Source organism: Nostoc sp. CCY0012 (genome assembly GCF_963920855.1).
GTDB lineage: Bacteria > Cyanobacteriota > Cyanobacteriia > Cyanobacteriales > Nostocaceae > Cyanocohniella.
The window spans coordinates 1-22654 of sequence record NZ_CAWUDM010000094.1 but is presented as its reverse complement, the minus strand read 5'-3'; the positions used below and the strand labels follow the sequence as shown (position 1 = coordinate 22654).

Here is a 22654-nt window from a genome sequence, read left to right as displayed (position 1 = left end):
GAATTACGAATTACGAATTACGAATTACGAATTACGAATTACGAATTACGAATTAATATTGGTGTCCTTGCATGGCATGATCTGTATTTTGAGATTATCCAAACAATACTATGGCTGACAATACAGATTTTCGTATAGAACGTGATTCGATGGGCGATCGCCAGATTCCCAGTAGTGCTTATTACGGTATTCAAACTCTACGAGCGATTGAAAACTTCCCTATTAGTGGGATTAAGCCTTTACCTACTTACGTAGATGCTTGTGTCATCATTAAAAAAGCTACAGCTATCGTCAACGGGGAATTAGGTTGTATTCCCCAAGATATCAGTCAAGCAATTGTACAAGCAGCTGATGAAATCCTCACCGGCAAGTTACGTGATCAATTTGTGGTAGATGTTTATCAAGCCGGGGCTGGAACTTCTCACCACATGAATGTGAATGAAGTCTTGGCAAATCGCGCTTTAGAAATTTTGGGCGACGAAAAAGGCAATTACAAACGCGTTAGTCCTAATGACCATGTGAACTACGGGCAATCTACCAATGATGTTATTCCGACAGCAATTCGCATTGGTGGTTTATTGGCACTTGGCCACACATTACACCCAGCTTTAGAAAAGGCGATCGCATCTCTAGAAAGCAAAGCTGGAGAATTTCAAGATATCGTCAAATCTGGTAGAACCCACCTACAAGACGCTGTACCTGTGCGTTTAGGGGAAAATTTCCGGGCTTGGGCGCAGATATTATCAGACCATCAAAACCGCATTTACACCGCCTCTGGAGACTTAATGGCGTTGGGTTTGGGTGGTAGTGCGGTTGGTACTGGAATGAATACTCATCCCCAATATCGCGCCCGTGTGGTGGAAGTGATTTCTCAATTGATGGAATCACCCCTAGAACCTGCACCTCATTTAATGGCTGCAATGCAGAGTATGGCACCTTTTGTTAATGTTTCTGGGTCTTTACGCAACTTAGCCCAGGATTTAGCGAAAATTTCCCACGATTTGCGGTTAATGGACTCAGGCCCCAAAACCGGTTTCAAAGAAATTCAACTCCCACCCGTACAACCAGGTTCCTCAATTATGCCGGGTAAATATAACCCAGTCATGGCAGAGATGACATCAATGGTGTGTTTTCAGGTGATGGGTTACGACAATGCGATCGCCTTAGCCGCTCAAGCAGGACAATTAGAATTAAATGTGATGATGCCGCTAATTGCTTACGACCTGATTCACAGTATTGAAATTCTCGGTAATACCATCGCCGCCCTCACCGAACGCTGCATTCAAGGAATTACGGCTAACAAGGAACGTTGTTTAGCTTATGCCGAGGGTAGTTTAGCTTTAGTTACTGCATTGAATACTCACATTGGTTATTTGAATGCGGCGGCTGTAGCTAAAGAATCCTTGGAAACTGGTAAATCACTGCGGCAAATTGTTTTAGAAAAAGGGTTAATGAGTGAGGCGGAATTAGCCACGGTATTAGATTTAGAACAAATGAGTGGTATCGTACCCCTGGCAGAATCGAGAGAAGTAGATTAAAAAGAATGTATGAAGATAGAAAATGAAAGAAATTCTTCTTTACTTCTATCTTCACAAATCTTAAATTATTATCCATGCAGACTCAAAAACCATCTGTCAGTCTCATCAGGGCTACTTCCTACGAACGGGAAGCTTTACGAGAATCTTTAGTCACCCTGCTGGAACCTTTGGGGGGAATAGCTGCCTTTGTCAAACCAGGCGATCGCGTTTTACTCAAACCCAATCTCCTCACGGGGGCGCGTCCTACTAAAGAATGTACAACCCGCCCAGAACTGGTTTACGAAGTCGCCCAGATGGTTATAGACGCAGGTGGTAAGCCATTTTTAGGGGATAGTCCGGCTTTTGGTAGCGCTAAAGGAGTAGCCGCAGCCAATGGCTATCTGCCACTGTTACAAGAACTGAATATTCCCATCATTGAGTTTCACGGCAAACGTTACCAAACCGTCAACGAAGATTTTAATCACCTGCGACTGTGTAAAGAAGCAATGGAAGCAGATGTGGTGATTAACCTACCTAAAGTCAAATCACATATGCAGTTGACTTTAACACTAGGGGTAAAAAATTTATTTGGTTGCGTCCCCGGTAAAATGAAAGCTTGGTGGCACATGGAAGCTGGTAAAGATGCCAATCGATTTGGGGAAATGTTAGTAGAAACTGCAAGGGCCATCAATCCCAATTTAACTATATTAGATGGCATCATCGGTCATGAAGGTAATGGCCCTAGTGGTGGCGAACCTCGTGATTTAGGAATTTTGGCAGCAGCAGCCAATGTATTTGCCCTCGATAGAACAATGGTAGAAGTTCTCAACGTTTTACCTGAATTAGTGCCTACAGTTGCAGCGTCTCAAAGGTTAGGCGTTTGTCCAGAACTTACTGAGATTGAATTTCCCAATTTACATCCAGATTTACTCAAAACCGAAGATTGGCAACTACCAGATAAATTAATACCCATAGACTTTGCCATGCCGCGCGTGATTAAGTCTACATTTAAACATTTTTACATTAAGTTTCTCAAGGAACCAATGAAGGTCTATGGAAAAGGCTAGTACCGCTGCGCGGGAAATGCCAACTCTGCTACAACAAATGCAAAAGCAGCAGAGTAAGTTATAAGTACCCTCCGATTACTTAACTAGACCGCCATAATTTAATTGGCGGTTTTTTCAATGGTTATTGTTTGCTAATATTTATTTTTTTAATTTAATATTTTTTCTCACACTCTATCCCATAGACATACATCTATAGATAGAAAATTTGCTCTTGGTTGTTAACAAGCGATCGCCAGCCAATAAAGGTTTTATTTTTTTATTTACAGTCAAGGCATTTATACTCTACCTATATATAGATTGACAAAATAAATGCGGTATCCCTCAAAAACAGAATTTTGAATACTGAAATATTTTTTTGGTGCTACCACTGAATAAATACTAGAAATCATGGGTAATATGACTGTATTTATTCGGTGCAGATTGTTGATTTGAACAATCACAAATTCCCCGTAGTTCCCGGTTTTCGATATTTTTGATGTCACCAGAGTCTGGATGTGAAAAAATACTACTGGATTTCAGTAAATTTTCGGTTACTTTTACTATGGCTAAGACAATACAAATCGCTAAAACTAGCCTACAAAAGCTATTTCAAGATGTTATAATAGTTGCAGGACTCCACATTATATGTGGATAATTAATATGTAATAAAAAGAAAAATGTAACTTATAATACTTTTTCTTAACCTTTGATTAACCTATCGCTGACAAATTACAGCGAGGAAGAGTAGTTTATTAGTTACCACATCAAGAAAGCAATGTTTTTTTGGAACTTTGTATCAATATTGTCAGTTACAAAACTGCTATTATGACGCTTGTTAAACTGGTTTAACTTTTTGGCTGCTACATTGTTGACAGTCAAAAACATAGTTAAAATAATATCAACACTCTCTTCTAGAGAGTAAACCCTAACAAAAAAGAGACGAATTTCAATTTTGTATGAATGCAAATAGCCAGTCTGCCAGCACTACCGACACATATTCCCATCGTTTGGCAGACATTGTGGGAACTGCGATCGCTCTAGTAACTCTAACACTACCAGTGTTTGTGATTGCCCATTATTCAAGCGATGTTCCAAATAATCCGCCCCCCAGAACCTATACATTACCAAGCAGTGAAAACTAAACAACCCTTGCAAGTCATGTTTCGCAGCAAGTTGGCTCGTCAAAGGAGAATACAAATGGTGAGCTAATATTTTGGATGTGTAGTTAACCATAGATAATTTAAATCTGAAATGTCTTCTGACTGATTCAGAGATGGACTTTGTGTTTTGTGATTTCCAACCAGACGGAGATGTCTGAATAGTAAAAGGCGTTGTGGGGAGTTCTCACAGCGCTTTTTGTTTTTTAAATTCAGGGCGCTTGACTGGGGTACAGTACAAGGGACTTCTCAGTCTCTCCCCCTTGCTCCCTGCTCCCGTACCTCTTCGGTAATTCTCTTAATGACTAATGATGCCTAGTTACATAGAAGTCCATCTTGGCCCTAAAATTCTACACGGGGCGCCAAATTGAGTGCTACCTGAATTTACCGTTATCAGAGGAGATTTTTTGTGGACTTATCCCGTATTCCCGCTCAACCAAAACCAGGTATTATCAACGTTTTAATTGAAATTCCTGGCGGGAGCAAAAATAAATACGAGTTTGACAAGGACTTACAAGCTTTTGCTTTAGACCGAGTGCTTTATTCTTCGGTACAGTATCCTTATGACTACGGCTTTGTACCCAATACCTTGGCTGATGATGGCGATCCCCTAGATGGTATGGTGATTATGGATGAACCAACCTTTCCTGGATGCGTCATTGCTGCCCGACCAATTGGTATGCTAGAGATGATTGACGGTGGCGATCGCGATGAAAAAATTCTTTGTGTTCCTGACAAAGATCCACGCTACGCTCAAGTAAAATCCCTCAAAGACTTAGAGCCGCACCGCTTGGAAGAAATTGCCGAATTTTTCCGCAGTTATAAAAATTTGGAGAAGAAAGTAACAGAAATTCTTGGCTGGCAAGATGTTGACAAGGTGTCAGCCCTAGTAGATAGGTTCATTAAGGCGGCTAAAGCATAATAGAAAAGTTATGAGTTATAAGTTGTGAGTTATGAGTTTTATTTTTAACTTGTAACTTCTAACTCCTAACTGTTGACTAAATTGGTACAGACTCCCCGAAATCGGGTTTACCATAGTCAGAGAATCAGGAAACACAAAGCTTTCGCTAGTTGCGATCGCCAAAATTGCCACAGAATTATTAAATAAAATGCAGCGTACTCTCCTTTTGGCAAAAATTCACAACTGCACCCTCACAGGAGCAAATATCAACTATGTGGGTAGTATCAGCATTGATCAAGTTTTGTTAGATAAAGCTGGCATTTTACCCTACGAGCAAGTGCAAGTAGTGAATAATGCCAATGGTAAGCGCTTTATTACTTACGCCATCCCAGCCGACGCTAATTCCGGAATCATTGAGCTAAATGGAGCGGCAGCACGTCTAGGCATTATGGGCGATCGCTTGATTATAATGGCTTACGGGCAGTTCACTTCTGAAGAGTTAAAAAATTACTCTCCTACAGTAGTCATTGTGGATGAAAAAAACCGACTTTTAGAAGTGCGGTACTACGATGACCTGCTCACTAAGGTTTAACTGGCAAGGAAAATGTCAAATTTTGAGCTGTCGGGTTCCCAAAGTTATGTATCTGAAGAGCCAATTATCCCCTTAAATAGTCCTACGGGTGAATTTCTCGTGAAATTCTGGGGCGTAAGAGGTTTAATTCCCACTCCCAGCAGCAACACACACCGTTATGGTGGTAACACTGCTTGTATAGAAATAGATGTCGCCGGTAAACACCTGATTTTTGATGGTGGAACTGGCTTACGTAGCCTAGGGAAAACTTGGCAGCAAATACAAGAGCCATTAGAAGCTCATTTATTTTTTACTAACTGCCAATCCAACCATATTCAAGGCTTTCCCTTCTTTGCTCCAGCATTTGTGGCAGAAAATAGCTTCCATATTTATGGCACAGCCGCCTCAAATGGCGCTTCCATCAAGCAATGCCTATGTGATCAGATGCTCCAGCCAAACTTTCCCTACCCTTTACATGTAATGCAATCTGATTTGCAGTTTTACAATTTAACTCCAGGTAGTAAAGTGAAATTAGATGATGTGACGATTACCACGGAATTGATCAATCAAACTCAGAGGTCAGTGGGTTATCGGATCACAGGAGAAAAATATAGCGTTGCTTACGTCACAGATTTACACAAAAAAATTGATGCCGGAGAACGCGAACGAATATTACAGATGATTAAAGATGCCGATTTGCTCATTGCTAATGCCACCTACACTCCTCCTGGGGCTTATAATCATGAATCAGCCGATGTCCACTGGCAAACTGCTGTAGACTTGGCAAATAGCGCCGATGTGCAACGATTAGTCATCTCTCAACATCATCCAGATGATACCGATGATTTTCTAGATCAAGTCCAACTAGAAATTCAGTCTGTTTTTCCTAAAGCATTATTAGCCTGTGAAGGTTTAGTATTATCTGTTGGGTAATCAATTAAATCTCCAGACCGTAAATTGTATATTGCTATTAGCAAAGTTGCATACAATAATTTCTTGACCTCATTCTCCATAAACATCAACTGCCAATCATTGTTGTAGACATAGAGACAGAGGAGATTATGCGATGGATAAATTAACTGATTATCCTCAGTTAATTAAGGGAATTTTAACTGAGTATATAGAACTAGGGTCAGCGCATCTCAAACCCTGTGGACCAGCGGACTTGCCTAATCAGCAATCAGGTGGTAAATAAAGTAGTACTATCCGAGTGAGGGTAAGATTTAATCCATCTAGGCGCAAGGTTTCGAGTATCGAATTGTCATAGTTATGATGCAACTTAAATCTCAAGATTGGACACTTATCAAACACCGACTAACACCTTACTTATTTTTACTCCCAGCCCTAATTCTCTTAGTATTAACAGTTTTTTGGCCAGCCATCCAAGCATTTTATCTCAGCTTTACCAGCTACGAAGACCTTTCTCAACCAGCACAATGGATAGGTTTTGGTAATTTCCTGCGCCTGTGGAAAGATGCAGTTTTTTGGAAAACCTTAGAAAATACCTTTCTTTATCTTGTAGGTGTCGTCCCAATTTTAGTTATGGTTCCCTTGGGATTGGCAATTTTGGTAAATCAGAAACTACGAGGAATGAATTGGTTTAGAGCCGCCTACTACACACCAGTAGTGATATCAATGGTCGTTGCGGGTATCGCTTGGAAATGGCTATATGCAGAAAACGGCTTACTCAATCAAGTTCTCACAACATTAGGTCTTTTCCCAGAAGGGATTCCCTGGCTAACTAGTCCAGAAAAATTGTTAGGAATTGTGCCGATTTCTCTAGCTAGTGTCATGGCTGTCACTGTGTGGAAAGGACTCGGTTATTATATGGTGATTTATTTAGCGGGGTTGCAATCAATTCCGGCTGATGTGTATGAAGCCGCAGCTATTGATGGTTCAGATGGTATTCGCAAACACTGGGATATTACTGTACCCTTAATGAAACCATATTTAGCATTAGTTGCAGTTATTTCCGCCATTTCTGCTACTAAAGTCTTTGAGGAAGTATACATCATGACTCAAGGCGGACCACTCAATAGCTCTAAAACAATTGTTTATTATTTGTATGAAGAAGCCTTTAGTAACTTAGAAATTAGCTATGCTTGTACCATTGGTCTAGTCTTATTTTTAATAATTTTAGGGTTATCAGTATTGCGATTAGCTATCAACCAGCAGAATGGAGATAATATGACAGTCTAATCAATAAAAAATATAATTTCTTTTTTGTTCGGGAAGATTGCTGGCGAGTAAGACTAAATCTTTATATGTGAGCGAATTTACTGTATAAGGTCTTTTTTTTTGCCATCTAGAACCGTAATCAAAAAATATGGTGAATCTATCAGCATTTGTGGGAATCTTACCGCGATGAAAAATGCTACCAGTAGCTGCAAAAATCACAGTTCCTGCTAAACCAAGACATGATTTATAATTAACTGGCGAGATGACGCTTTTCATGGTTGCTTCTTGTATATAACCAGAAGTGTAGTTTAGAGATTGAGATATCTTTTCAGTTAATGTTTGGGGGATATATTGAAATGGCCCTGTATCCTCATTTACATCATTTAAATAAATGATAATTTTTAGAATCTTTGTGTCTTCTTTATCTATATGCCATAACCGAGAATTTAGCTCTACTTTATTGGCAATATCTCTCCGAAAATAGACTCCATTATAGGCAACTGGTAAACCAAGATAATGTTCTACAATATTGAGTAGACGTTGTTCAATTCCCCAGGAGAAAATTTCTGGATATTCCTTAATTTGTTGGGAATTAGCATGAACGACAAACTCGTTTTTATGAACAGAAATACTAGGTGGTATTTTTGGTATCAACTTTTGTGCGGCTGCGAGTATATCTGGAGTAGAGGGGATTCCTAATGCTTCTAAAGATGTAATTACAACGCCTTCATGTTTTATTTTATCTACCAGAGACATGTCAGTATAGGAAATAATAGGTAGATTGATGAGATGCTTTTTTACTGCTGTTTGATAGGCAACTTCTTGTCTATATTTTATCAAGGGTATAGCATCAATTTTTCTGGCAATTTTATTCCGCATTTTTTGCAGAAGTAGATACATATATTTTTATCCTTGCACTACTTGAATTTATAACCTAGGGGAGTTATTTGTATGAGGATGTTTTGTCTTAACCTTCCTCACGATACCCATCGCTAATCAGATAAATCTCTTACTTAAGTTATAAATTTGTGGCAAAATTTTTAAATAACAACCATGAATAACAATTTATACATCATGATAAATTGATTTGCGCTATCAAACTGTGTTTTATCAAGCTCTGGAGGATGAGGACTAAAGTCCTCACTACGAACTTTTAATTATTTTGAGATTAAATAGTTGTTTCAGAAGAGCCTTCTTCCCAGTGTTTAGTCTCAAGATCTGAATCATCTAAATATGCATTGTACTCTGGGGCAGAATTACTATTTGGTAAGTTGATTATTTTGTTAATCTCATGGAGAACTGCTGATGCCGACTGATATCTTTCTTTGACATCATCCCTAACCATTTTATTGATAATATCTAATAGGGCATGGCTTACCATTGCCTTATCACTCCATTGCAATTCTCCATGAATATTTCTATCTAATTCATGAGGTGAAATACCAGTTAAGGCTTTAATGCCAATTATCCCGACAGCATAGATATCACTACTATATTGGGGACGCCCAAAACATTGTTCGCTCGGTGCATAACCTTTGGTGCCAATGCCAATAGTAAAAGGAGTTTGTTCATGATCTTCTAGTTGCGGTGTGGCGACTTCTTTGACAGCACCGAAGTCAATTAACACAAGTTGGTAATCTGAGTGTCGTCGGATGATATTGCTGGGTTTAATGTCCCGATGAATCACGCCATTTTCATGTACAAATGCCAGGATTTGTAATAATTCTTGAATAATATTGATAACTGTAATTTCGTCAATAGCTTTACCTAATAGCAATTCTTGATTCAGAGGATGACCAATTATATATTCTTGCACTAAATAAAATTCTTCATCTTGTTCAAAGTAAGCTAGAAGCTGAGGAATTTGCTTGTGCTGTCCTAATTTTTCTAGTGTTTGTGCCTCGGAATTAAATAAACGTCTGGCAAGTTCTAAGCTTTTGGCTTGAGTATTAGCTGGTTTGAGTTGTTTGACAACACATTGGGGGTTTCCGGGACGTTGAATATCTTCGGCAATATAGGTTTCGCTAAATCCACCAGACCCTAGTACTTTGACAATTTTGTAGCGTCCGGCCAAAATTTTTCCTGATAATGCTAAATCCCGTTGCTGAAGTAAATCTTGCAAGTCATCTTGTTGGCTAATAATTTCTTGGACTACGGGAGAAGTTTTATATCTTTGGAAAATAGTTACTAACTGGCGGGTTCTGATTTTTTCTCTGGCGACTTCGGTTCCGAGATAAGATAAACCACTAAAGGCGATCGCTACCATCGGTATAGCTGTGGGAAAAATTACCTGACTATACACAAAGCCCAAATAGCTAATACTACCCCAAATTACCGCCAGTCCCAGGCTCAAAATCAATCTATTAATGCCCCGCTTACTTCTGGTAATGATGAATGTTGTACCACCCACTAGCACTAGTACAAATAAACTCCGCAGTGGTGGATTCTCAATTGCTTCGCCTATGGCTTTACCTGTCATCAAAGTGGCGATCGCATTGGCGTGAATTTCCACTCCTGACATCCGTTCTCGGCTACTGCTAGCAGCTACCTGATGATAATCATTGGCTAACTTGGCCGTAGCACCAATCACCACGATTTTATCTTGGAAAAATTCTCCCTTTTGTAAATAAGTATCCCAGTTGGCTGGGTCAAGTACATACCATAAGGGAATTGTCTCAAATGTACCATTGGTTCCCCAAAAGTTCAGGCGATCGCCTTTGGGTGGGAGATAATTGATTTTTGCTGTCTGCAACACAGCTTGATCAAAGTCAGGAACTCTCTGTGACAGGCTATTATCTGTTTCTACCAACCGAGAAAACTCACTAGCCAAACGGTGAACTTTTCCATCTACCTCCAAAGGAAAATTCACCGTCCCCATTGATACCCCACCTGTGTGAAATCTTTCCTGGGGTAGACGCAGCTGCATGAAGGTTCCTTGATGTGTCTCAAAATTTTCGTAGAGTGCAGCTAAGGTAACTTTACTACCATACTTTTCTAATGCTGCCTGGAGTTGGCGATCGTCTTCACTACCGTAACCACTTGGCAAATCAAAAACTACATCTAAAGCTACAGCACTCGCACCAGCATTCACCAATTTTTCAATAATTTGGGCATATGCAGCGCGCTGAAATGGAAAAGACTTCAGTGGTTCCAAGTAGGCATACTGTTGCGGATTTGTTTTATAGTACTGTTCGGGAACTGAGATCGACTGATCGTCAATTGCCAAAATCACGATATTTTTTGGAGGTACTATCGGCCCACGCAGTTGAAAAAATGTAGAAACTGCTTGATTCTCCATCAATTGCACCCAATCTAAACCAGAAACAGTTAGCCATGCTGCACTCAATACAGAAACGCCAGTCAGCAGATGACCTAAACGAGTTATGAGCCGCGACTGACTTGATGCTGTGCGAGTTACTTTGGTCGGTTTACTGGACGTTATATTGGCAGCAGAGACATTTTTTTTGGTTAAGGTAGATTTAGGTTCTTCTGCCATATCGTGTTAATAGTTGGTTTACGTACTACTCTATTTATTTATTCAGGGACTCTTTAACTACAAATACGTTGAAATTAGACTTAAATGAGAATTTTATACTTTTGTAATGTATTTTCTATTTTTGACCAAACTTGGTTGAATAAATTTCAACTCAGTAGGCTGTTGACCTAAAGATGGCTCAACTCATTGTCTGATTGAGATCAAAGCCGTGATGATGCCACAAAATGAAGTCGGAAATTTTCCGCTTCAGCACTTATTTGCGGTGAGATTTTATTGTATCAACGCAATGGGTACGCCTCCTAGACTCGATACTCTAGAGAGAGTTTCTTGTGATGAGACTGGTAACTCATTGTACAAGACTGGCACTTACCATCAAGCTTGTATTTTTGTTGACTCAGAAACTTGTAGATGGTTATTATCAGATATTCTAATCCCAGACTATGCCTGACCTCTCTAGGAGTAAACTTAACCGTTATATAGCGAACCATGCTGTTAAGCAGTCAAATTTATTGGTAGATTTTGATCACGAAGTATCTCTTATAGTATTAAAGATGAAAAGATTCAAGTCCCGAAATCTTAAGTCTCATGTTTTAGCCAATTTCATGCTTTGCAAGAGGTAAGATAAAAGCTATACATAAAAATCTAGTCTAGGGATATTAGTAAATTTACCATTTGATAATTGCTATAATCTATTGTTCACTCTACATTCTTATCTATTTATTAGGTGTATTTTTCTATGGGTTCCCCAATGAATCGTCTGTCTATTTTTGTAGACGGAAACAATATGTTCTATGCTCAACAAAAAAATGGCTGGTTTTTTGACCCAAGACGAGTCTTAGATTATTTCAAACACGAGCAATCAGACACAACATTAATCAATGCCTTCTGGTACACTGGCTTAAAAGACCCACAAGATCAACGAGGATTCAGAGACGCTCTCATTAGTTTAGGATATACAGTACGCACTAAAATTCTTAAAGAATATTATGATGATTCTTCCGGTCGCTACTCCCAAAAAGCCAATTTAGATATTGAAATTGTTGTAGATATGTTTAATACAGTAGATCAATATGACCGAGTAGTTTTATTCAGTGGTGATGGAGATTTTGAAAGAGCAATCGAACTATTACGCTCAAAAAATACGCACATTACGGTTGTATCGACTGAGGGAATGATAGCTAGAGAATTGCGTAATGCTACGGATAGATATATTGATTTAAACGATATCAGATATAGTATAGAAAAAATTGAAGGCCAATAAATTAAACAAATATTTACAAATCTTAAGAGTAGCAAAAAATAAGCTTCAAGATATTTTAAGCGCCCAGTAAAAACTAAACAACATAGCCAAAATGGAAAGCAAACCAGAGAGAATCATCATTTTTGATACGACACTCCGAGATGGAGAACAATGCCCAGGAGCGACACTAAATATAGATGAAAAGCTAGCGATCGCCAAGCAATTATCCCGGTTAGGCGTAGATGTAATTGAGGCAGGTTTTGCCTTTGCCAGTCCGGGAGATTTTGCAGCAATAAATAAAATTGCCCAAACAGTAGGCACAGAAGATGGCCCGGTAATTTGTAGTTTAGCTAGAGCTAGGCACGATGACATCAAAACTGCGGCAGAAGCTATTAAACCGGCAGCCCGTGGACGTATTCATACTTTTATTGCTACTTCTGATATTCATCTGCAATACAAACTGAAAAAAACCAAATCAGAAGTAATTGCCATTGCCGAAGAAATGGTAGCGTATGCCAAAACTTTCACCGATGATGTGGAATTTTCCCCCGAAGACGCAGGACGTTCTGACCCAGAATTCTTATACCAAGTTTTAGAGCGAGCGATCGCAGCTGGCGCTACTACAGTTAATATTCCTGATACCGTAGGTTACACAACACCCAGTGAATTTGGGGCAATAATTAAGGGCATTAAAGATCATGTTCCTAATATTGATCAAGCTATTATTTCCGTGCATGGTCACAACGATTTAGGTTTAGCTGTGGCCAACTTCTTAGAAGCAGTAAAAAATGGTGCAAGGCAATTAGAATGTACCATCAACGGTATAGGTGAAAGAGCAGGTAACGCCGCCTTAGAAGAACTAGTAATGGCATTGCACGTCCGCCGACAATATTTCAATCCCTTCTTAGGAAGACCAGCAGATTCTGAAGAACCACTAGCGAAAATCGACACTCGCCAAATTTATAAAACATCCCGCTTAGTTTCTAATTTGACGGGAATGTTAGTGCAACCCAATAAAGCTATTGTTGGCGCCAACGCCTTCGCCCATGAATCGGGTATTCACCAAGATGGGGTCTTAAAAAATAAGCTCACCTACGAAATCATGGATGCCCAATTGATTGGTTTAACAGACAATCAAATAGTATTGGGTAAACATTCCGGCAGAAACGCTTTTCGTACTCGCTTGGCAGAATTGGGCTTTGAACTCTCAGAAACCGAATTAAATAAAGCATTTGTGCGGTTCAAAGAAGTAGCCGACAAAAAGAAAGAAATTTCCGATTGGGACTTAGAGGCCATTGTTAACGACGAAATTCAACAAGCCCCTGACTTATTCCGAGTCGAGTTAGTGCAAATTTCCTGCGGTAGTAATGCTAAACCCACCGCTACAGTCACCCTCCGCACCCCAGACGGGGAGGAATTAACCGATGCAGCCATTGGTACAGGGCCAGTAGACGCAGTTTACAAAGCAATTAACCGTGTGGTGAATGTACCCAACCAATTAATTGAATTTTCCGTGCAGTCAGTCACCGCCGGAATTGATGCCATTGGGGAAGTAACTATTCGTTTAAAGTATGAATCTAGGGTGTATTCCGGTCATGCTGCCAATACAGACATCATAGTTGCGTCAGCACAAGCTTATGTGAATGCACTAAATCGCCTTTATGCATCTTTGCAAACCAAAGAAAAGCACCAAGAAGTCACAGCGGAAAAAGTGTAACAGCATGGGAGTAAGGAGTAGGGAATAGGGAGTAGTGGAAAAACTTTTTATTCTCTAGCCTCTAGTATCTAGCTTCTAGTCTCTCAAAGGTGTTCAGTTTTCATGAAATTTGACAAATATCATGCTCTGGGTAATGACTACCTAGTCATCAATCCCCAGGATTTCTTATTACCGCTAACCCCGGAAAATATCAAAATTATTTGTCATCGGAATTTCGGCATTGGATCTGATGGCATTTTGTTAGGGCCGTTATCATCACAAACAGCACAGTTTGGATTACGCATCTTTAATCCAGATGGAAGTGAAGCAGAAAAGAGTGGTAATGGATTGCGGATTTTTTCTCGCTACCTCTGGGATAAAGGTCTTGTAAGCAAAGAGTCCTTCTCAATTGAAACCTTGGGTGGATTAGTGCTATCAACTGTACGAGATGCAGGGAAAACAGTTCAAGTAGACATGGGACAGGTCAGTTTCTGGAGTAATGATATCCCAGTTGCAGGCGATCGCAGAGAAGTAATCGCAGAATTGATCAATGTTGGCGATGAAAGTTTTTCATTTTGTGCAGCGACAATTGGTAATCCACACTGTGTGATTCCTCTAGCTGAAATTAACCCTCATATTGCCAAACAATACGGGCCCATGATAGAAGTTCATCCTTTGTTTCCTCATCGCACTAATGTGCAATTCATGAAAGTTGTGAACGCAAACACCATCCAAATTGAAATTTGGGAAAGAGGTGCTGGGTATACTTTAGCTTCCGGTAGTAGCAGTAGTGCCGCAGCAGCTGTTGCACATAAATTAGGTTTGTGTGATTCTTCAATTACTGTGCAAATGCCTGGGGGAGAAATTTTCATCCAAGTCAAAGATGATTTTAAAATCTCTATGACTGGTTCTGTGACAAAGGTTGCTGAGGGAGAATTATCCACAGAGTTGTTTAAAACCCTTATTATGTAAGAATTTGGGCTAATCTACGAATACCTTCAGCTAACTGTTGTTCTGTCAATTCACCATAGCCGAAAATAAACTCACCTGTACTTTGAGGTTGAAGATACTGGGGTTTAGCAGACATAATCCCTACACCCATGTTTGCAGCACGCTGAATTATTTCTTCATCGCTGAGATGAGTATGCAACTTTACCATTAAATGGATTCCCGCTTTTTCTCCTAAAATAGTCACTTTTTCGCCAAAGTGCAGATTTAACGCCTGCACAAGAACTTGACAACGACGTTCATAAAGTGCGCGCATCTTTCTAATATGACGTTCTAAATGTCCTTCGGCGATAAAGTCTGTAAGTACCTGCTGTTCTAGGATAGGTAAATGGCGATCGCTTAACCATTTCGCACGACCAAATATAGCAACTAGACTTTTTGGCAATACTAAATAACCAATTCGCAATCCAGGAAACAGCACTTTTGAGAAAGTCCCAATGTACAACACAGAATCACTGCAATCTAACCCTTGCAGGGCAGGAATTGGTCTGTCACCATAGCGATATTCACTATCGTAGTCATCTTCAATAATCAATCCTCCCGTCTGCTGCGCCCAAGCTAGTAGTTCTAATCGCCGAGGTAAAGACAAAATTGCTCCTGTGGGGAACTGATGGGAAGGTGTGACATATACCAGGCGGATGGGTTTATTGGTAAAGTTAATTAGTTCTTTCACCATCAAGCCTGAGTCATCAACAGTAATCGGCAAAAGTTCAGCACTTTGAGTCTGAAATATTAAACGTGCGCTCATATAGCCAGGATCTTCCAGTGCAATCACATCCCCTGGCTCAATTAACAGCCGGACAATTAAATCGAGCGCTTGCTGAGTTCCATTGACAATCAGCACTTGAGCCGCTTCGCACTTCACAGCACGGGAACGGGATAAATAATCAGCGATCGCCTCCCGTAAAGGCTTGTAACCCAAGGGTTCTATGGAATAATCTAGCCAACTCAAATCTTTGTAAAAGTAACGCGAGAGTAATCTGCGCCACAGTTTCAGGGGAAATTTCTCTATGGCTGGTCGTCCGTAGCGAAAGTTAATTTGGGTATCAGGTTCAGTAAATCTCGGTACATCCTCTGTCTGAGATAAAACCTGACCATAGCGATTCAACTTAACTGGTGGACGAGTAATTGTTTGGCTCGATTCTATCGGTGTGGAATGCAGCAAATCATCGGGAAGTTGCGCGCAGATAAACGTCCCCGAACCCAAAACTGTTGTTAAATAACCCTCACTCAAAAGCTGTTCATAACTTTGAGTAACAGTAGTGCGAGAAATACCTAAAGATTTGGCTAGCGATCGCGTTGACGGAATCCGCACTCCAGGCGACAACCTCCCGCTAAGAATAGCTTGACGCAGTTCTTGATATAGCTGCTGATGTAGAGGTAGAGAAGAATTACTATCAAAGGCGATCGCTAAATCCATCATCTCACCATCAAAGTGGACTGCTATTAAATTATAAAAGTGGCTCTTGTTTAATACCACTAGGAAAACTACGCTGACATTAATTGAAATCAACACCCCTAATGATGCTGACAGAACAACACATCACCATTAGAGAAACAACCCTTCCAGAAGACTCACTAATTGCACAGCACTTTTATCAATTATGGAGAGATAACGACGTTCCTGAAACAGTGATTGACCCGAACTGGCTAGATATTACCTTGAAATTTATCACCCAAGCTCGACAAGAGTTGTTTTATCAAGCTTTTGTGGCAGAAGTGGATGGCGTAATCGTGGGTTCTGCTAGTTGTCAATTATTTTCCGGTTTATACCCCAACGTATTCACAGCAGAGTACCGCAAATCTGGATACATCTGGGGTGTGTATGTAGAACCAGCTTACCGCAGACAAGGCATTGCCAAACAATTAACTCAAAGTGCAATGTCTCATTTAAAAGCCATCGGTTGCACAAGGGTAGTTCTCAATGCATCGCCATCAGGTAAACCAGTTTATTCCCGCTTGGGTTTTGCAGAAAGTAATGCTATGGAACTTGATTTAAGGGGTGGGGAATAGGGAGTAAGGAGTAGGGAAAGGAATAGACGTTTCTGAATGTAACTTAACTTAATTTAGTGGAAATATCATCATGAATGAAATTAATCAGGAAAATTTAACCCCCACACAACGTAGTCAAATTAAGCGCGTACCTCAAAGGGGAAATTATGAGCGTGAGGTGATTTATCAAATCTTAGATGAAGGTTTAATCTGTCATGTGGGATTTGCGGTAGATAATCAACCTTATGTTATTCCTACTGCTTATGGTCGCGTTGATGACCAATTATATATTCATGGTTCGCCAGCTAGTCGGATGCTGCGTTCACCTCCGGTGGGCGCTTGCGCCATCGCTACAAACTGGTATCGAAGTTTGCCTAACTGTCACGTTACTAGATGGATTAGTACTAGCGCGTTCTGCCTATCACCACTCAATGAATTACCGTTCTGTCGTCATATTTGGTACAGCATCCATAGTCAAAGATGCTGAACAAAAACTAGCAGCCTTACGAGCATTTACTGATCACGTAGTACCCAAAAGATGGGAAGAAGTGCGTCCACCTAATCGCCAGGAGTTACAAGGAACCTTGGTGCTTTCTCTACCCTTAACAGAAGCCTCAGCCAAAGTACGGACAGGCCCACCTTTAGATGATGAGGCAGACTATGATTTACCAGTTTGGGCAGGTGTGGTGCCATTAAAATTAGTGGCAGGAGTTGCGATCGCAGATTCTCGGTCAATTGAGCAAATACCTACACAAGTACGAAACTATACTCGTTAATTATAGTTATCAAGAGAAAAGGGAATACTAAGACTAAGTATTAAATTATCCCTAGACTCTATGTCAATTAACTCCCAAACAGTCCGTGCTACCTTGCAAAAAATTTGGGGTTACGATGATTTCCGTCCGCCCCAAGGCGAAATAGTCAACAGTTTATTAACAAAAAAAGATGCATTGATTATTATGCCCACGGGTGGCGGAAAATCAATTTGTTTTCAACTACCTGCACTGCTACAAACTGGTTTAACTTTAGTAGTTTCGCCCTTAGTAGCACTAATGGAAAATCAAGTGCAGGAGTTACTACAACATCAACAAAAAGCAGCACTTTTGCATAGTGAATTACCATCATTTCAACGTCGTGCCACACTCCAAGCTTTAGAAAAACAGCAACTGAGATTACTATATTTATCACCCGAAACTTTATTGAGTACGCCAGTTTGGGAAAGGTTATGTCAGCCGCAATTACAAATTAATTCCCTAATATTAGATGAAGCCCATTGTTTAGTACAGTGGGGTGACACATTTCGTCCAGCTTATCGCAGATTAGGCACAGTCAGACCTGCATTACTCAAATCAAAACCACCGGGAACAAAAATTAGTATCGCCGCTTTTACTGCTACTGCTGACCCATCTGCCCAAAAAATTATTCAAACAGTATTACAATTACAAACACCAGAAATTTTTCGATTAAATCCTTACCGTCCCAATTTGCATCCCAGCGTTCGCATCGCCTGGACACCCAGAAGTAGAAAACAACAATTATTAAAATTTATTCAAAAGCGCCCCCAACAAGCGGGATTAATTTATGTACGTACTAGGCGAGATAGTGAAGAATTAGCTGCTTGGTTAGCAGAGATGGGTTACGCCACAGCTAGTTATCACGCCGGATTAGGTGCATCAGAACGGCGTACTGTGGAAGCTAATTGGTTAAGTGGAAAAATGCCCTTTGTGGTTTGTACCTGTGCCTTTGGTATGGGGATTAATAAGCCAGATTGCCGTTGGGTGGTTCATTTTCACTCACCGCACCTCATGTCTGAATATGTCCAAGAAATTGGCCGCGCCGGCAGAGATGGTAAACCCGCCGAGGCATTAACTTTAGTGAGTGAACCAACAGGATGGTTAGATCCAGAAGATAAGCAAAGACAAAAATTCTTTGATGAACAAATGCGAGCGCAACAACGTACAGCACAGCAATTAGTGAAAAAGTTACCCAAACAAGGGGAAGTCAACAAAGTAATCCGACAATTTTCTGATGGTGCTACAGCACTGGCTTTACTTCACAGTAGTGGTCAACTCAATTGGCTAGATCCTTTTCATTACGTAATTAGTTCCGGTGGAAAAAATCAGCCAGCAACACAATCACAAGCTGCTAAACAAATGCAACAATATTTAACTACAAAAAAATGCCGTTGGCAGTTTCTCTTAAATGCTTTTGGTTTTGAAAAAGAAGCTGCTAACTGGCGTTGTGGACATTGTGATAATTGTCGAAATTAGCTTTTTTGCTGATAACTAAGTAAGTCGGCACAAATAAATCTAACTATGTGACAGGCAGGATGTAGAAATTCCAAGCTCCTTCCGATTGCTTCGTTCCGCTTCGTTACATTCGCAATGACATACATTGAAATTTTCACGCCGACTTACTTAGTAAAATAAAGGAGTTAAAAACTCCCTTTTATCAAAGTTTTATTGAAAATTTTATTCAGAAATCAGATCCGAGTTTTATATTCTCAAATATGTTCAGGTGATGGCATAGGCTCTCTTTGTCGATAATATTGTTTTGTCGATGCACAATTATCTATTTGGTTCCGAAAATTATCCATCATTGTTATTATTTGTGTGTGCAATTCATCATATTCTTTTTTATCTATATCAAGATAATTTCCATGAGCTATGGTATTTCTTTTTTTTAGTAGTTTTTCATCTATGAGAACTTCTTTTGATTCATAAAAACTGTAATCTAATCCAAGCATACAGACTATTTCTTTAAAAACTGATGATGATAAATTAGATGTCACAATTCTATTGACATATTTTATCGAACTACGTTCAGCCATTTTTGTGAGAAAAAATTCTGCCACTTCATTATATATAGTTGCCTTATTAGTTTGATTTGCTTGATCTAATTTATCTTTCATTGCCAATGCTATAAAATTGTTAGAAAGATTGTTATAAGGTAAATTTTGCATAGCAACAAATTCTAAATAACTATTGGATGAAACTTTTATAAATCCTTCCCAGTGAGCATAAAGCATTGTGATTCCACTACGAAGTAATGCCTTATTTTTTCCTGAAGAAAACGACTTTAAATCAATCATGCCTTTCAATGCTGATAACTCAATTTTTCGCCATGCAAGTTCATCTGCCAGCTGATCACTGAGCTGCTCTAAAGTACGTATTTTCATTACTGGAACATCTGACGACCAAAGGGGACTAGTTTTGGGACTCTGCGCTGTGCAGTAGTACCAGAGCCTGACCAGTCTGTATATTCAGGTCTTGTCCAAATCTCTTGTATTTTCTCTTTTAGGTTAATTTGTGAGTGAGATACATTTTTATAGTTGTAACCAATTCCTAAAGCAATGACTTCATAAGCAGAAACTAGAAACCCACCTAGAAATTTATCTCTATTTGTAGAGTATCTCCGAAAACTATCACTTCCCATTTGCTCATACAAAATTTCAAATGTTGCATTAAATGCAGTTTCTTCTTCAGAATAATCAAAGTTTTTGTTTTTAGCCATTTCTACCATTTTATCGGTTAAAAATCCACTTAAATCATTACCTATTTTCCTCATTTCCGTTTGTTCGAGGGTGCGAAACACTAAAAATCTTAGTAGTAATTCCATATCGTATTGTTGTTCAATTGGTTTTTCACTAAGAGCTATACACTCTCTAAATATTTCCTTTTGGCTTAACTCTTTCATCCAACGAAACATATCCCGATTAAACATTACTAAAATACAGTTTCTTACTTCTTGTGGGGTAGCTATTGAACCACCAGTGTTTAATCTTTGGAATAACTCATATTTTGCAATTTCGTCACTTTCTTTTAAAAGAATAGTTGCATCAATTTTAGCTCTTTTAATTAAGAGCCTTTGAGTTTGTGTTAAGGAATTTTGAGGATTATTTATATCTTCCCATTTTTTACCTTCTAGGTTAGGTAAATATTTAGTTTTTTCAAGAACCAATGGATCTAAAGTTTTTTGATTTTCATCCTTTAATTTACCCACAAATTCATATATTGTAGACAACCTTTGTAGTCCATCTACAACGTCCCAAACTCCATCTTCACGTTGAGAGACAAAAATGGGTGGAATAGGTATACCCAGTAAAATAGACTCTATTAAGCTGGTTTTTTGGGTACTAGTCCAGCGAAAAAATCTTTGAAACTCAGGATGTATTTCAATTTCTGAGTTTTCATATAAGCTGATCCATTCTCCAATAGACATTGAATAGTCATCGGCTCGAATCTCTTGTCTCATTTTGTCGATTTCTTCCTGAAGTCCCATATTTATACTCCAATTTTGTTGAATATTTAGAATTTTTTTAGTTAGCTAGACTGGATTATTTCCGCTGTTTAGATTAAATAAACTATTTTACCTTTTGGTCTACAGTTAACAGCCAATTCAGCCTTGTTATTAAGGCTAAAGCAGAGAAAATTTCAAAAGCCTGCAAATACAGGCTTTTTGTGGATCATTTTAAGTTTATAGTCTGGGAGCAATTATTGACTTATCACAAGCAACTTAGTTTACCTTTGGAACCAAAAGTTAAAACTGCTGTAAAAAGCGTAAATCGCTGTTATACAAGCGGCGAATGTCATCAATTTGGTGTAACACCATCGCAAAGCGTTCTACACCAAAACCTGCGGCAAAACCAGTGTAAACTTCTGGGTCATAACCTACAGATTTCATCACATTCGGGTCAACCATGCCGCAGCCCATTACTTCTAGCCAGCGTCCATTCCACTGTAAATCTACTTCAGCCGAGGGTTCGGTAAAGGGGAAATAACTAGCACGGAAACGTATTGGCAAATCACCAAATATTGCCTGTAAAAATACTTTAATTGTGCCTTTGAGGTCTGTAAATGTCAGTCCTTCATCAATGGCTAACAATTCTATTTGATGGAAAACCGCCGAGTGAGTAGCATCTACATTATCTCGCCGATAAACTCGTCCTGGGGCGACAACTCGGATGGGTGGTTCCTCTTTTTCCATGTAGCGGATTTGCACCGATGAAGTATGAGTCCGCAGCAGATTACCATCTGGCAAATAGAAAGTATCCTGCATATCACGGGCGGGGTGGTCAGGTGGAGTATTTAAAGCTTCAAAATTATAATAATCTGTTTCCATCTCTGGCCCTTCAGCTACGGTGTAGCCTAGACCCACAAATACATCTAGTGCGCGATCAATAATCCCATTAAGTGGATGGATACGACCTTGGGGGCGAAAAACTCCAGGCATAGTCACATCTAGAGTTTCTGCCTCTAGTTGCGCCTGAATTTTGGCTGTTTCCAGGGCGGCGCGTTGCTGGTCTAAACTATTTTGTATGGACTCTTTGACTGTATTGGCGATCGCCCCGATTTTGGGTCTTTCCTCCGCACTCATTTGTCCCATACTTCGCAACAATACCCCTAATTGCCCTTTTTTACCCAGATAGCTAACTCTGAGTTCTTCCAGTTTTTCTAGGGTATCGGCGGCGGCGATCGCTCGTTCTCCTTCTTGCCGCAGTGCTAAAAGTTGAGCCTCTAAATTGCTAGTCATTAGTTATTAGTCATGGGTCATGAGTCATTGGTTATTAGGTAAAGCTTTGGGCTGATTACCAATAACCTGAATCAGAGTCCAAGGTCAAAACCCAGTCTCTGTTTACCAGTTTAGAGGCGATTGGGTGATATGAGAGTGTTTTTTTGCCTCATGCTTGTGACATCTGACATTGACAAATGACTGATAAAAAATCACAAATAACTAATGACTATTAAAAAGGGAACAGAAAACAGGAAGTAATAGTGCTACCCCGACCAAAACCCACCATTTAAGTTTGTAGGGAAATATTACATTATCCTCCCTTGTCCCCTTGTCCCCTT

19 protein-coding genes and 1 pseudogene are annotated in these 22654 nt (G+C 39.6%); 14 read left to right on the top strand and 6 right to left on the bottom strand.

Annotated features, from left to right (window positions below; all coding sequences use genetic code 11):
- Positions 1-110 precede the first annotated feature (110 nt).
- From ACM0OS_RS22160 to ACM0OS_RS22125, 8 genes are all read left to right on the top strand, one after another.
- Entirely contained in the window at positions 111-1538 is a 1428-nt protein-coding gene (locus ACM0OS_RS22160; RefSeq protein WP_414545349.1) for an aspartate ammonia-lyase, read from the top strand.
- Positions 1539-1612: 74 nt separating this feature from the next.
- Positions 1613-2584, top strand: a complete 972-nt coding sequence (locus tag ACM0OS_RS22155) for a DUF362 domain-containing protein (RefSeq protein WP_414545348.1) — start codon at positions 1613-1615, stop codon at positions 2582-2584.
- 935 nt (positions 2585-3519) lie between these two features.
- The gene (locus tag ACM0OS_RS22150) at positions 3520-3705 is read left to right on the top strand and encodes a hypothetical protein (RefSeq protein ID WP_414545347.1); all 186 of its coding nucleotides are present in this window, start codon (positions 3520-3522) and stop codon (positions 3703-3705) included.
- 424 nt (positions 3706-4129) lie between these two features.
- A complete protein-coding gene (locus ACM0OS_RS22145) occupies positions 4130-4642 on the top strand; it encodes an inorganic diphosphatase (protein WP_414545346.1) in 513 nt (170 codons plus the stop codon).
- Positions 4643-4829: 187 nt separating this feature from the next.
- Positions 4830-5213 carry an aspartate 1-decarboxylase gene (gene panD, locus ACM0OS_RS22140; protein ID WP_414545345.1) on the top strand — a complete coding sequence of 128 codons (384 nt, stop codon included), beginning with the start codon at positions 4830-4832 and terminating at the stop codon, positions 5211-5213.
- A 12-nt stretch (positions 5214-5225) separates the two neighbouring features.
- Positions 5226-6125, top strand: a complete 900-nt coding sequence (locus ACM0OS_RS22135; RefSeq protein WP_414545344.1) for an MBL fold metallo-hydrolase — start codon at positions 5226-5228, stop codon at positions 6123-6125.
- A gap of 133 nt (positions 6126-6258) precedes the next feature.
- Positions 6259-6387, top strand: coding sequence for a hypothetical protein (locus ACM0OS_RS22130; protein WP_414545343.1), 129 nt, complete (start codon positions 6259-6261; stop codon positions 6385-6387).
- 74 nt (positions 6388-6461) lie between these two features.
- Complete coding sequence (locus tag ACM0OS_RS22125; protein ID WP_414545342.1) at positions 6462-7391, top strand: carbohydrate ABC transporter permease; 930 nt, start codon at positions 6462-6464, stop codon at positions 7389-7391.
- On the opposite strand, the gene ACM0OS_RS22120 is transcribed toward ACM0OS_RS22125, so the two are convergent.
- Both ACM0OS_RS22120 and ACM0OS_RS22115 read right to left on the bottom strand, forming a co-directional pair.
- Entirely contained in the window at positions 7392-8249 is an 858-nt protein-coding gene (locus ACM0OS_RS22120; protein ID WP_414545341.1) for a 2OG-Fe(II) oxygenase, read from the bottom strand.
- 289 nt (positions 8250-8538) lie between these two features.
- Positions 8539-10866, bottom strand: coding sequence for a CHASE2 domain-containing protein (locus ACM0OS_RS22115; protein ID WP_414545340.1), 2328 nt, complete (start codon positions 10864-10866; stop codon positions 8539-8541).
- A 736-nt stretch (positions 10867-11602) separates the two neighbouring features.
- On the opposite strand from ACM0OS_RS22115, the gene ACM0OS_RS22110 reads away from it, so the two are divergent.
- From ACM0OS_RS22110 to dapF, 3 genes are all read left to right on the top strand, one after another.
- Positions 11603-12127: an NYN domain-containing protein gene (locus ACM0OS_RS22110; protein WP_414545339.1), complete on the top strand. Its 525-nt coding sequence runs from the start codon at positions 11603-11605 to the stop codon at positions 12125-12127.
- A 91-nt stretch (positions 12128-12218) separates the two neighbouring features.
- Positions 12219-13823, top strand: a complete 1605-nt coding sequence (locus tag ACM0OS_RS22105) for a 2-isopropylmalate synthase (RefSeq protein ID WP_414545338.1) — start codon at positions 12219-12221, stop codon at positions 13821-13823.
- 102 nt (positions 13824-13925) lie between these two features.
- Positions 13926-14774 carry a diaminopimelate epimerase gene (gene dapF / locus ACM0OS_RS22100; protein ID WP_414545337.1) on the top strand — a complete coding sequence of 283 codons (849 nt, stop codon included), beginning with the start codon at positions 13926-13928 and terminating at the stop codon, positions 14772-14774.
- Here dapF and ACM0OS_RS22095 read toward each other — a convergent pair.
- The gene (locus ACM0OS_RS22095; RefSeq protein WP_414545351.1) at positions 14767-16230 is read right to left on the bottom strand and encodes a PLP-dependent aminotransferase family protein; all 1464 of its coding nucleotides are present in this window, start codon (positions 16228-16230) and stop codon (positions 14767-14769) included. The genes dapF and ACM0OS_RS22095 overlap by 8 nt on opposite strands.
- A 104-nt stretch (positions 16231-16334) precedes the next feature.
- On the opposite strand from ACM0OS_RS22095, the gene ACM0OS_RS22090 reads away from it, so the two are divergent.
- The 3 genes and pseudogenes from ACM0OS_RS22090 (at position 16335) to ACM0OS_RS22080 (ending at position 19072) form a co-directional block, all read left to right on the top strand.
- Positions 16335-16823 carry a GNAT family N-acetyltransferase gene (locus ACM0OS_RS22090; protein WP_414545350.1) on the top strand — a complete coding sequence of 163 codons (489 nt, stop codon included), beginning with the start codon at positions 16335-16337 and terminating at the stop codon, positions 16821-16823.
- A gap of 70 nt (positions 16824-16893) precedes the next feature.
- Positions 16894-17578 (top strand): annotated as a pseudogene (locus ACM0OS_RS22085) (pyridoxamine 5'-phosphate oxidase family protein).
- Between the two features lie 60 nt (positions 17579-17638).
- Positions 17639-19072 carry a RecQ family ATP-dependent DNA helicase gene (locus ACM0OS_RS22080; protein WP_414545336.1) on the top strand — a complete coding sequence of 478 codons (1434 nt, stop codon included), beginning with the start codon at positions 17639-17641 and terminating at the stop codon, positions 19070-19072.
- 233 nt (positions 19073-19305) lie between these two features.
- Here the strand turns inward: ACM0OS_RS22080 and ACM0OS_RS22075 are convergent, their stop codons facing one another.
- The 3 genes from ACM0OS_RS22075 to pheS all read right to left on the bottom strand — a co-directional run bounded on the left by ACM0OS_RS22075 (position 19306) and on the right by pheS (position 22334).
- The gene (locus ACM0OS_RS22075) at positions 19306-19980 is read right to left on the bottom strand and encodes an MAE_28990/MAE_18760 family HEPN-like nuclease (protein WP_414545335.1); all 675 of its coding nucleotides are present in this window, start codon (positions 19978-19980) and stop codon (positions 19306-19308) included.
- Positions 19980-21083 carry a DUF262 domain-containing protein gene (locus tag ACM0OS_RS22070; RefSeq protein ID WP_414545334.1) on the bottom strand — a complete coding sequence of 368 codons (1104 nt, stop codon included), beginning with the start codon at positions 21081-21083 and terminating at the stop codon, positions 19980-19982. The genes ACM0OS_RS22075 and ACM0OS_RS22070 overlap by 1 nt, the downstream gene beginning before the upstream one ends.
- A 258-nt stretch (positions 21084-21341) precedes the next feature.
- Positions 21342-22334 (bottom strand): phenylalanine--tRNA ligase subunit alpha, encoded by a 993-nt coding sequence (gene pheS / locus ACM0OS_RS22065; protein WP_414545333.1) that lies wholly within the window; start codon positions 22332-22334, stop codon positions 21342-21344.
- Between the last annotated feature and the right edge of the window lie 320 nt (positions 22335-22654).